At 70.5% G+C, this 11362-nt stretch carries 9 protein-coding genes; 3 read left to right on the top strand and 6 right to left on the bottom strand.

What is annotated here, in order from left to right:
• Positions 1-365 precede the first annotated feature (365 nt).
• Entirely contained in the window at positions 366-698 is a 333-nt protein-coding gene (locus tag ACFVUH_RS37060) for a DUF4288 domain-containing protein (protein WP_387918023.1), read from the top strand.
• A 290-nt stretch (positions 699-988) separates the two neighbouring features.
• Here the strand turns inward: ACFVUH_RS37060 and ACFVUH_RS37055 are convergent, their stop codons facing one another.
• The gene (locus ACFVUH_RS37055) at positions 989-1717 is read right to left on the bottom strand and encodes an HAD family hydrolase (RefSeq protein WP_387918021.1); all 729 of its coding nucleotides are present in this window, start codon (positions 1715-1717) and stop codon (positions 989-991) included.
• Positions 1718-2170: 453 nt separating this feature from the next.
• Positions 2171-3163: an Lrp/AsnC family transcriptional regulator gene (locus tag ACFVUH_RS37050; RefSeq protein WP_387918019.1), complete on the bottom strand. Its 993-nt coding sequence runs from the start codon at positions 3161-3163 to the stop codon at positions 2171-2173.
• Positions 3164-3370: 207 nt separating this feature from the next.
• On the opposite strand from ACFVUH_RS37050, the gene ACFVUH_RS37045 reads away from it, so the two are divergent.
• On the top strand, positions 3371-4960 hold the full coding sequence (locus ACFVUH_RS37045) for an MFS transporter (RefSeq protein ID WP_387918025.1): 1590 nt from the start codon (positions 3371-3373) through the stop codon (positions 4958-4960).
• A gap of 594 nt (positions 4961-5554) precedes the next feature.
• Here ACFVUH_RS37045 and ACFVUH_RS37040 read toward each other — a convergent pair.
• The 4 genes from ACFVUH_RS37040 to ACFVUH_RS37025 all read right to left on the bottom strand — a co-directional run bounded on the left by ACFVUH_RS37040 (position 5555) and on the right by ACFVUH_RS37025 (position 9423).
• A complete protein-coding gene (locus ACFVUH_RS37040; protein ID WP_387918017.1) occupies positions 5555-5902 on the bottom strand; it encodes a hypothetical protein in 348 nt (115 codons plus the stop codon).
• 518 nt (positions 5903-6420) lie between these two features.
• The gene (locus tag ACFVUH_RS37035) at positions 6421-7395 is read right to left on the bottom strand and encodes a DMT family transporter (protein WP_387918015.1); all 975 of its coding nucleotides are present in this window, start codon (positions 7393-7395) and stop codon (positions 6421-6423) included.
• 98 nt (positions 7396-7493) lie between these two features.
• Positions 7494-8684 carry an argininosuccinate synthase-related protein gene (locus ACFVUH_RS37030; RefSeq protein WP_387918014.1) on the bottom strand — a complete coding sequence of 397 codons (1191 nt, stop codon included), beginning with the start codon at positions 8682-8684 and terminating at the stop codon, positions 7494-7496.
• 13 nt (positions 8685-8697) lie between these two features.
• Positions 8698-9423 carry a 2OG-Fe dioxygenase family protein gene (locus ACFVUH_RS37025; protein WP_387918013.1) on the bottom strand — a complete coding sequence of 242 codons (726 nt, stop codon included), beginning with the start codon at positions 9421-9423 and terminating at the stop codon, positions 8698-8700.
• Between the two features lie 1058 nt (positions 9424-10481).
• Between ACFVUH_RS37025 and ACFVUH_RS37020 the strand changes: the two genes are divergently transcribed.
• Positions 10482-11339, top strand: coding sequence for a hypothetical protein (locus tag ACFVUH_RS37020; RefSeq protein ID WP_387918012.1), 858 nt, complete (start codon positions 10482-10484; stop codon positions 11337-11339).
• The last annotated feature ends 23 nt before the right edge of the window (positions 11340-11362 follow it).

The raw sequence follows: 11362 nt of genomic DNA, 5'->3' as shown, positions 1-11362 counted from the left end.
CGAGACCGCTACTGTCCGCGCAAACACCGCAGCGACGTGATCCGACCACAGTGCGTCACCAACGCTACTTGACAACCTCATTGGGAATCAGTGGCCACTCTGAAAGAGCTCACTGGTACGCGATCACCAAGGACGATGGCAGCGCGGTTGGCTGCCGTGAGGACCTCAATCTCGATGCCCCACCGCCCCGCAGGTCGATGTCCGGGACGGCCTCTCAAGAGAGCCTCGCACTGATCATCCGCCCCGCACCCGCGGGGGTCAGTCGAGCAGAGAATCGCCTTTGAGCAGAGGGAGCTGGGCCTGTTGCGAAAGTGGGTCTGTCTTTGCAACGATCATGGTTTGGCGCAAGAGGGTGACGGACCGCAATGGGGCAAGAGCCGAAGGCGTGGTACAGCGCCAGGACCTTCTACAGATGGCTGACCGGGGAAAACCGTCCCTACGAGGAGCGTGTCGTGCTGTTTCGCGCACGGTCCCTCGACGAGGCCGTGGAACTGGCCGAGCGGGAGTCGGCCGAGTACGCCCGGGAGGGCGACTTCGAAGTCCTCGGCATGGTGCAGGCGTACCGGATCTCCGACGGCGACGGGGAGGTGGGCGCGGGTACGGAGGTGTTCTCCAAGCTTCATGCGCTCGACCTCCCGGCGAACGCGTTCCTCGACCGCTACGACTCGGGACCGGCGCACACTCAGATCAGTGAGTGATGTCGTTCGCGAGGTTCGGTCTGGCAGAAGGGCGTGGATGTCTCCGCTCGACCACCCTCGCCTTTCACCGTTGTGTGCGCCCGTCTTCCCCACGCAGGCGGGGGTCAGTCGGCGGCCAGCGAATCCGGTACCTGGTTCGACGTGGCTTCGCGGTGCTACGTGTCCGTTTACGCTGGGCGGCCATGGGCTACGACCTGCACATCACGCGGAGTGAGTACTGGTGGGACGAAGTGGGTGAGGACTGGGTTCGGGCCTTCACCCGTGAGGGCCCGAACCCACGAGCGAGGGCGTCATACAGCACGATCTGGTTCGCGGAACGGTTGAGGATCCACAGCACGCGATGCCCACGTGGCGTCCCGGCTCCCCCCGGACACATACGCGCCGAATACAGAGGTATCGAGATCCTTGAGGGACTCCAGTACCAGAGTGGCGATCGCAAAGCGAGGATCGCAGCGATCAGCGGCCTCGGGAACGGCGACGACCGTCATCTGGGCCGACACGCCGGCGAGGACGCCGTTGAGCGAGTCCTCGATCACTATGCATTCGCTGGGTGACGCGCCGAGGGCGGCGGCTGCGCGGAGGTAGGCGCCCGGGTGGGGCTTGCCGTGTTCGTCGTCTTCGGCCGAAAACACGGCATCGAAAGATCGGTCAAGCCCGGTGCTCGCGAGCGCATGCCGAATCACCGACTCCGGCGAGGATGACACGACGGCCATCGCCCTCGACGCACGCGCGCACGCCGCGACGGCGTGTTCGGCGCCGGGTTTCAGCACCACTCCCGCCAGCCCACGGCACACGGCGGCCACGATCTGCCGCTCGACGTCGTCGGGGTCGGCTTGAATGGTGGCCCGGTCGAACCAGTAGGCCACCATGTCCCTTTGCCGCAGCCCGCGCGTCGCCGCCTGCATCTCCGTTGTGAGGTGCAGGCCAAGCGGACCGAACACTTCACGCTTTGCCGCGTCCCAGATCGGCTCGGAGTCGATCAGAAGGCCGTCCAGGTCGAATAGGACTATCGGTTGCATCAGTTGCTCTTTCGTTGGCGATCCCGCGAGGCGAGACCGATTCGCTGCCCCGCCGTGCATGAGCAGATGGTGCTGTGGTCGATGACGATACTCATGAGCCGCCGGCCGGCCCGGCGGCGAGCGTGAACCGTCCCGGGGTGGGCTCGTCGGCCCAGCCCCGGTCGGCCGGCCGCTTCATCTTCGACCGAACTCCTTCCACACTTGCCGGAACCGGCTCCAGTCCGAGTACGGCAGTGATCTGACAGGGCATCACTGGCTCCCGGGACGATCGAGCCCGATCGCGCGGCCCTCCGTAGGGGAACCTCGGCGGGCGCGTTCGTCGCCCGCCGTCTCATTCCTCGCTCCCGCGGGGTCAGCCGTGGAACTGGTGGGAGCCGTGCAGGTCGTGGTGTCCTCTCCGCAGGCGCGGGGGTCAGCCCACGCCGGACGGCGGGATCTGAACCCGCGGCCCCTTCACCCCCAGCCCGGGTGGATCAGCCGTCCGTGGTGGATGAGGGACACGGACTGCTTGAGGCGGCGGGCGCGGATGCTGATCTCGTAGCCCCTGATGCCCTCGATGTGGGCCAGGCGGCGGCTGAGGTAGCGGTAGAAGTCCGGGGTGTCCTTGCAAATGACGACGGCCAGGAGGTTGTGCTTGCCGCTGGTGGCCGCGGCGAAGGCGCATTCGTCGTGCCGGTCGATCTCCTCGCCGATCCGGTGGAGGGCGGGCAGGTCGACCTGGAACCAGAGGAGCGCGCTGAACTCGTAGCCGAGCCGTTCGGCCAGGATGTCGATGCCGTAGGCGAGGGAGCCTGCGGCTTCCAGGGCCTCCAGCCGGCGGGCGACGCGGGCCGGGGACCAGCCGGTGGCCTCCGCCAGGCGGGTGTGGGAGGCGCGGCCGTCCTCCGCCAGGGCCGCGAAGAGGGGGAGGTCCTCGTCGGTCGGGGCAAGCGGCGGCCCGGCGGGTGCGGGGCGCTCCGCCATCAGCTGACGCACCTGCTCGTCGGTGAGGGAGCGTTCCCCGCCGGCCCAGCCGGCCGTGGCCGGGGTGGTGAACGTGTGGATGAGCAGGTCCACGCTCGTGTCGAGGAGTGAGGCGGCCCTCGGGAGCTGCCGCAGCAGGACGTCGTCGCGCCCGGTGCCGCTGGCCGAGCGGATGAGGCAGATGACCTCTGACCCGCCTGAGGCGATGCCGGCGTAGCCGACCTCGGGCCTGCGGGCGAGGGACTCGGCGACGGGCCCGGCGGCGTCCGGGCGGCACCGCAGCCGCGCGATCCACTCCGCCCGTCCGTGGGCGGCCGGGCTGCTCAGTCCGACCACGCGCAGGACCCCGCCGCGGCGCAGCGCGTTGTAGCGGCGGGCCACGGTCTGTTCGGACACTCCGATGACCTCGCCGAGGCGGCGGAACGAGGCCCGCGGGGCACAGTGCAGCCCGTGGATGATTTTGCGGTCCAGGTCGTCATACACGGAGGAATCCTGACACAGGCGAGCGCACGGATGGAGGTTCTTCTCCTTCTGCCGAGATCGCTTGGGGACTATCCGCCGGCGGGGGCGAAGCTGGTCGCTGCCCAACCAGCAGCCGGTGCCCGCGCGGCACCCCGCAGTCGAAGGAACCACTTCGTGAACCCCGCAACGGTGCAACGCCCCGGGGCCGGACGAGGCGTCACGCTCGTCATGGCCTGTCTCGGCGTCTTCGTCGCCTACCTTCCCGTGACCACCGTGTCGGTGAGCCTGCCCGCGATCCAGCGGACGCTGGGCGCCTCGACCTCCCAGCTGTCCTGGGTGTCGGACGCGTTCGTGCTACCGATGGCCGCGCTGATCCTGACCACCGGCGTGTGGGGCGACGTCCACGGCCGCAAGCGGGTGTTCCAGGCGGGCATGGCCTTCTGCGCGCTGGGCGCGGCCGTCTCGCTGGGGTCGGACTCGGTGCAGTCGCTGTGGATCGGACAGGCGGCCTCCGGCCTGGGGGCGGCGGCCCTGCTGCCCACCACGCTGGCCCTGATCAGCCACGCGGTCCCCGACCACCGGGAGCGGGGCAGGTTCATCGGCGTGTGGGCGATGTCCATGCTGGCCTCGCTGGCCGTCGGGCCCCTGATGGCCGGGGTGCTGCTGGAGCACGTCGGGGTGCGCTGGATCTTCCTCCTGCCGATCCCGGTGTCCCTGGTCGTGCTGGCCGTCGCGGCCTTCCTGCTGCCTGACTCCCGGGCGCCGCACGGCCGGCGGCTCGACTGGCCCGGGCAGATCAGCGCGGCCGTCACCGTCACCTCCGTCGTCTACGGCGTGATCGAGGGCGGCGCCAACGGCTTCGGCGAGCCCACCGTGGTGGCGGCCCTGGTGCTCAGTGCCGTGAGCGCGGTTGCGTTCGTCCTCGTGGAGCGTTGCAGCAGCAGCCCGATGCTCGACCTGGCCCTGTTCCGCAGCCCGGCCTTCGCCGCCACCACCCTGGTCGCCATGATCAGCTTCCTGGGGCTGATCGGCTTCTTCTTCGTCCTGAGCCTGTACTTCGGCCTGGTGCAGCACCTGACCACCCTGGAGGCCGGACTGCGGATGGTCCTGGTGAGCGGGACGTCCCTCGTCGTCGGCATCCCCGTCGGACGCCTGATGCACCGGGTGTCCGCCCGGGTCATGATCACCACCGGTCTGGTGGTGATGGCGGGCTCACTGCTGTCGCTGACCGGCATCGACGCCGGCACCTCCTACGGGTCGCTCGCCTGGCGCCTGGTCCTGCTCGGCCTCGGCATCGGCGCCGTCCTCACCCCGATGACGGCCGCCGCCGTCTCCTCCGTGCCGCACCACCTGACCGGCATGGCCGCCGCGGGGAACAACGCCTTCCGCCAGCTCGGCGGCGCCCTCGGCCCCGCCGTGCTCGGCGCACTGCTGACCACCCGCGCCCTCGACTCCCTGCCCGGCCGACTCGCCGACGGCGGCGTGCCGGCGGAGGCCACCGGCCGTGCCCTCGCCGCCGCCCGGGACCAGGGCCTCGGCGCCGTGGCCGGGCTCGACCTGGGCCCCGCCACCGAACCGGCCCTGGCCGCACTGGGTGGCTCCTTCCTCGACGGCCTCCGGCTCTGCCTGATCGTGTCGGCCTCGCTCGCCCTGCTGGCCGCCCTCGGCTGCGCCCTCCTCCTGCGCCCGGCCGCGCCCTCGGGCCGTCCCTCCCCCGGCGCCGGGTCCCCGGCCGTGGCCCCGGCCCCGCGGATCGCCGCGGCTGCCGCTGCTTCCACTGATGGCGCGTCCGTCGAGGAACTCCAACGCACACCGTGACATCGGGTGCGCTGCCCCACCCGGGGCGGCGCACCACCCAGCGTTCCGAACCGGCGTCAGCCCGTACTCCCCGCGCCGGCGGGGGTCAGCCGGCGGTGGACGGTAGCGGCGACTGATCGGCTGGGTCCTCCCCGCAGGCGCGAGGGTCGGCCCGGCTTCCCGGCGGCGAATCCGCAAACGCTGTGGTCCTCCCTGCGCAGGCGCTTCGGCGGCCACTGGCAGTCCGCGCCGCCGGCGCGCCGAGCGGAACTGGAAAAGCTCTGAACCGGACCGCTGACCGGCACCGAGGCGATCGGCGCACTGCCCACGAGCCCGTCCGACCTCGTGGTTGACCGGTTCCCCTGCGTCACGACGCCGTCCGCCCCTTGGCTCGCCGGCACGCCGTGGACGAGGAGGGGAACGCCGTGGCCCGCAAGCCCGCACGCCGACGCACCACAACCGCCCGCCACAGCCGCCCGCGACCTGCTCGACGAACGCCCGCCGCCCGCAGGAGACGTCCTCGCACATGAAGCGCCGGACACGAAACCGCAGCACCACCCGCCGTCCCACCGTGGGCACGTCAGCCGGAGACCGCAGGGACGCCGGCGGGCGCTCTCAGTCGAAGTGCTGGATCACCGCGCTGCAGGCCAGGCCGCACAGCACGCTCAGGGCGGCTGCGACGAAGCGCCAGGTAGCCCAGCGCATCCGGTGCGGCAGGATCCAGGCGGCCGTGACGAGCAGCAGCTGTGCGCCCGTCAGGCCGTGGGCGGCGCTGTACTGCGGGCCCCAGTCCCGCCCGCAGGCACCCCGCGGCACGCACTGGTCGACCTCGACCGCGCGCACCAGGACGAAGTACCAGTAGAGGACCTGGCAGAGCGGCAGCAGTACCGTCGCGACGAGCGGGAACTTCCACGCGTCGCGGTCGCGCGATGACGGGTCAGGTCCGGCCGGGAGATTGTCCACAGGCCGATCCCACCGCACCGCACCGAACCGCACATGAGTGCGACTACTCAGTCGGGGGCGGATCAGGTACCCAGCCGTGCCCGGTCGGGTACCTGATCCGCCGCGGTACGGCCTGTCGTCCGGCCGTGCCCGGCCGGGCCGGGAAGGGCGGCGTCCGGGGCCCCGGACACGGACCGACCGTCGCGACCGGGGGGCAGGGGCGCCGCCCGGGCCGCCACTCACCGGGGCCTTCACCGGCCGTGGCCGGCACGAACCCGGACAGGAACTGCGGGCCTCGCAGGGGATCTCGGGCGCATGCCGCTCGCGCTGTCGCAGGCCGCCGTCGACCTCGTCGACGCGGGCCTCCCCTGCGCCACCCGCCGCCTCGCCGGTACCGTCCCCACACTGCTGTCCGACGGCCAGGCCCACGCCGCCGCCGTCCGGGAGCTGTCGGTGGAGCGCGCCGGCGCCCCGCGGGCCTCCGGCCGTCGGGGAGGTGCCAGGCGCTGGTCGTGGCGTGCCGGTGTGCGGGTCTTGGGTCAGGCCGGGTGGGCGAGTTGGGTGTCGGCGGGGTCGTGGTCGGGCGATTCGCCGTCCGGTTCGGGGTGGCCCGCTGTGCCTTCCCGGTGTCGGCGTTCGATGCGCTGTCCCCAGCCGGCGCCGATGATGATCAGCGCCGCGCCCGCGGCGCCGTACGGTCCGAGGTGGTCCCCGCCCAGGAGGACACCGACCAGCAGCGCCCACACGGGTTCGGTGCCGAGCAGCAGGCTGACCCGGGACGGTGACGTGGTGCGTACCGCCCACATCTGGACGAAGAACGCGAAGACCGTGCAGATCAGCGCGAGGTAGAGGAGGTCCACCCACTGCATGGGGCCCAGGCGTGCGGCCAGGGCGGGAGCGGAGTCACCGGCCAGCGGGCCGGCCAGGCAGAACAGCGCCGCCGCCGTCGCCATCTGGAGGAAGGTGAGGGTGAACGAGTCGTAGCTCTTGCGGGCCGAGCGCCGGTGCATCACGGTGATGTGCACGGCCCGTACGGCCGCCGCGGCCAGGATCAGCCAGTCGCCGAGCGTCGGGGCGTGCAGGCCGGAGCCGGAGGCGAGGAGGGCGACGCCGGCCACGGCCATGGCGGCGGCCAGGAAGAACCGGGCGGGCAGCCAGGAGCGGCTCACCGCGCTCTCCAGAAGCGGGGTCATGACGATGGTCAGGCTGATGATGAGCCCGGCGTTGGTCGCGGTGGTGTGGGCGATGCCGAAGGTCTCGAACAGGAAGATCACGGCGAGGATGAGGCCGAGGAGCGTTCCGGTGACGATCTCGTCGCGGCCGGCACCGCGCAGTCTGCGCACGGCGAGCGGCAGCATGGCCACCGCGGTGACCAGGAACCGCAGCGCGAGGACGGCGACAACGGTGGCGGGCGTGACGAGTTCCTTCGCCGCCAGGTAGGTGGAGCCCCAGACGGCTGCCACGAGCAACAGCAGGAGGTCGATCAGACCGGCGCGTGACTGTCCTTTGGGCACGAGGTGCTCTCTCGCTTTCGTGGTGGGGAGTGGGTGCGGCGGGCCGGATGACCGGGGGTTCCCCGGCCACCCGGCCCTGCCCGTCACGCGGGGCCCGGTCAGGCTGCCAGGTACGGAGCCCGCTCGGTGCGGATCGATTCCTTCTCCCACGCCTCACGGTCACGCAGGTAGCGCGGCTCGTCGGCGACGATCGCCCGGGTGTCCGCGCCGCCGCTGGTCAGCCGCCAACGTACCGTCCCGGTCACGCGGCTGGCGCAGGAGTCGATGAAGTGCTGGACGGCCAGGCGCAGTTCGCCGTACCAGCGGCCTTCCAGCGCCTCGCGCACCCACAGCTGTTCCAGGTGCATCTTCTCGCGCATGGTCTCGGCTTCGAGGGTGGCGTTCTCCAGGTGACGGAAGGTGCGCAGCAACAGCCAGGCCGCCGGCATCTCCCGGATCTCCAGGACCTTCTCCCCGTTGTCGAGGTGTTCGAGGCCGCTGTAGCGGCCCAGTCCGTAGGCGCCGACGCGGGTGTTGAGCCCGGCGATCAGGTCGAGGATCGGCAGTTCCTCGCCGTCGACGGCCACCGGGACGCCCTGGTGGAAGCGGATCTCGACGGTCTCCTCGGTGTGTTGCGGCCGGGGGGTGCTCCATGCGTACATGTGGGCGGGTACGGCGTGTTCCTCGGGGTCGTCGAGGATGCCGGACTCGAACTCGCGGCACCACAGGTTGGAGTCGCCGCTGACGATGCGTTCGCTCATCCGGTCCAGGCCGGCCTCCTTGAGTTCGAGGATCTTCTGGTCGCGGTCGACCGGGTCGAGGTCGTACGGGCTGCCGTAGGCGCCGCGGAAGTCGAGCAGGGTGAGCGCGCCGTTCAACCGGCGCAGGGTGTTCTGCGACCGGTTGGCGGTGTGCAGGACGGCGATGGCGTCGAGTTCGCGGGCCAGTTCGACGGCGAGGCGGGCGATGAGGGGGCGACTGAGCGTGGAGCTGACGGGGTGGGTGTCGAGGTAGACCGCCTGGGCCGCGATGGCCGGGCGGACGAACTCCTCGGCGAAGACCTGCCGGCCGTCGATGACGTGCAGCCGCACGCCGAGTTTGTCGGCGATTCGCTGCTTGTGCTCGGTGGTCTCGTCCTCTCCGAGGTTGACGCTCACCGCGTGCACGTCGCGGAACCCGGCGTCGCGCAGGCGCAGCAGCAGGTAGCTGCTGTCCAGGCCTCCGCTGAACAGGGTGACGACGGGTGCGGCGGGGTCCAGGTGGTCCGGGGTGAGCTGGCGGAAGGAGCGGATGATCCGGCTGTGGTTCATGGCCCTCTCCCGGTCAGGCGTCGGCACGGGTGAACATGGCGATCAGGACGTCGCGGTGACCCTGGCCGCCCGGATGGGCGGGGGTCAGCGGGGTGACGCCGTGCACCATCTTCTCGTCGTCGGCGAACAGAAACTCTCCGGGTTCGGTGAGCAGGACCTCGGCGCGGCATTCACGGGTGCGGGCGTCGTAGAGCGCGCTGGTGCCGCCGTCGACGGACTCGCGCCCGACGAGCAGGGTCAGGACGAAGTCGACGCCGTCTCGGTGGATTCCTTCGGGCGTGGGCTGTCCCGCTTCCGTGGAGCGCGCCAGGATGCGGTTCTGGAAGCTCTGTACCTTCCAGTTCGCGGTGCCGGTGGTGCGGGCCAGGATGTCGGCGCACCACTGGAAGATCGCATTCAGCACGGGGCTTTCGGCGACGTGCCGATCGAATGGATCGAAGTGTCGTTCGATGCCTCCGTTCAGGTAGTTAATTTCCTTGGTCTGGGAGTAGGGCACGTGCGGGAGCAGGGCCGTGCGTCCCTGGGCGGCGTCGTGCGAGAACTCCGAGTAGCGGCGTTCCCGGTAGGTGCCGCCGTCGGACATGTAGCCGTCCCGGCTCAGGCTGTTCCAGCTGTCGGCGAAGAGTTTCCAATCGGTGCCCTGAATGAATTCAGGACCGATCACGGTGCCGAATCGGCTGTGGACGTACCCTCGCTCGCCGATTTCGAGCGCACCGGCGGGCTGGCTGGACTCGTTCATTGATTCCCCCTCTGCAATGTCCGGCGGAAAGACGTGCTGGATCCACTCGTCGACCGGTTTCGTTCAGATCCGGAGCGTCGGAAACATGCCAGCGGAACCTGACGAGAAGGTTCCCACCCGCGCGGGGTCGAGCTTCCGCACGGCGTCCGACATGCGAGACTTCGGGTGGCCCTCGAAAAAACTATTGGAAACATCGCATTCCCGAAAGATTCTCCGTCCACCCTGCAGCGGCCCGGACGATCTTCAATCGGCGCCGCCGGGAATTACGCGAGACATCCGGCGAGGAGATGTGACCCACCTCACCGCGGTATGGGAATGGGGAAAGATCTCGAAGATTTGTCGATTTCGCGGCTCGCGGCAGGTGCGAAGGCTTCTCCGACCACGAGGCCGAATCGCCGTTCCGATCCGCTCGAGCCACCGGCCGTGGACAACCACGCCACCTTGCGCACCGGCGACACCGGCGACCGCGAACCCGGCCGCTCGGCCGGCCGGGCGAGCGCGGGACCGGCGAGAGGCGCCGGGCCCGCCCCGTCACCACGATGCCTTCGACATCCGGACCCGGGGGCGGTTCGACGTCGCGGTCGTCGAGTTCCAGGTACCGCGCGATCCGCTCGACCCTCTCGTCCCTGGCCTTCGCCGAGATCGCGGCCTTCAACTTCGGCATGGCGCCCTTCCTCACGGACGGCGGATTCCCCCCACGGCGGCGTCTGCACTCCACGCGGGCGGCCCGACTCGCCCGAAGCATACCGTGCGTATGCGAATACTCACTGTGCGCCACGCCTCGCGGGGACCGGGCCACCCCACCGCACCCGGGGCATGCTTCTTCCACGCGGCGAAGAGCCGGCCGGTCCACCCGGGGGTGACACGTGCGCCCGCGCCGCTCTCGGACCGCCACGGGAAGAGAACGTTCCCCTCGGGCCGCACCACCCCCGGGACCGGGAACGACGGCCGCAGGCGGAAGGCGACCCGCGGGATCAGCCGGTGACGGTCCCGGCGTGCCGGGTGAGCACGTCCAGGAGCGCGCTCCGCTGCCCGCTCAGCTAGCTAGAGTTTCGGCCATGAGTGACGACGTTCAGATGACCGCCTCGGCATCGGATCCGTCGGGGGCGGAAGGGTGGTGGACGGACCTGCCATGGCTGGTGAACGCTGATCCGGAGCGGGTTCTGGGGTTGCTGGCTTCCGATGCGGATTCCGATGCGCGACTGATGGCTGCGGTTTACCGGGCGTCGGTGGACGTACACCGGGACGTGCCACCGTGGGTGCGGCGGCAACTGCTGGCCCTGGACGCGGCTCGGTACGGGGACCGGGAGTTGTCGGCACGGATTGCCGCCGTGTCAGTGGAGGATGTCGACACCGAGCCATGGCAGGTGCTGTGGTCCACCGGCGCGCGGAGTGACCCGCACTTCCAGATGAACCCGTCCGGGCACACCGGCGGTGTTGACGCGGTGGTGACAACCTTCTCGGACGGCCGCCACGTCGTGGTCACCGGCAGCAAGGACCAGACGGTCCGGGTGCGGGACCTTAAGACCGGCCAACCGGTCGGCGGGCCCATGAGCGACTTCAACGGCAGAGTGTGGGCGGTGGCGACGGAGGTCGTGGACGGTCGGCCGTACGTCGTCACGGCCAGCGACTGGGCGGTACTCGCGTGGGACCTGGCCACCCGCCAGCAGACGGGCGAGCTGCCGGGGATCAACGGTGAGGTGTGGTGTCTGGGCACGGCTGTCGTCCAGGGGCGACCGTGTGCGCTCGCCAGCGACGACGACGTGTCCGTGCGGGTCTGGGATCTGGCCAGTGGGGAACAGGTCGGCGAACTCACCGGACACGACGACTTCCTGATGGCCATCGGGGCTTCCCCCGGGAATGTGGACACCGAGTGCTATGCAGCGACGGCCAGCGTAACTGATCTCTGCTCGTAGGCGATCGGGGTCATGTGGCCGAG

This window comes from Kitasatospora sp. NPDC058032 (assembly GCF_042885845.1).
Lineage (GTDB): Bacteria > Actinomycetota > Actinomycetes > Streptomycetales > Streptomycetaceae > Kitasatospora.
This window is presented reverse-complemented; position numbering and strand designations above follow the sequence as displayed.

Excerpts from the sequence above, each read along its gene's own strand:
- ACFVUH_RS37060 (WP_387918023.1), top strand. The coding sequence starts at position 366 with ATGGGGCAAGAGCCGAAGGCGTGGTACAGCGCCAGGACCTTCTACAGA.
- ACFVUH_RS37055 (WP_387918021.1), bottom strand. The coding sequence starts at position 1,717 with ATGCAACCGATAGTCCTATTCGACCTGGACGGCCTTCTGATCGACTCC.
- ACFVUH_RS37045 (WP_387918025.1), top strand. The coding sequence starts at position 3,371 with ATGGCCTGTCTCGGCGTCTTCGTCGCCTACCTTCCCGTGACCACCGTG.
- ACFVUH_RS37030 (WP_387918014.1), bottom strand. The coding sequence starts at position 8,684 with ATGAACCACAGCCGGATCATCCGCTCCTTCCGCCAGCTCACCCCGGAC.
- ACFVUH_RS37025 (WP_387918013.1), bottom strand. The coding sequence starts at position 9,423 with ATGAACGAGTCCAGCCAGCCCGCCGGTGCGCTCGAAATCGGCGAGCGA.
- ACFVUH_RS37020 (WP_387918012.1), top strand. The coding sequence starts at position 10,482 with ATGAGTGACGACGTTCAGATGACCGCCTCGGCATCGGATCCGTCGGGG.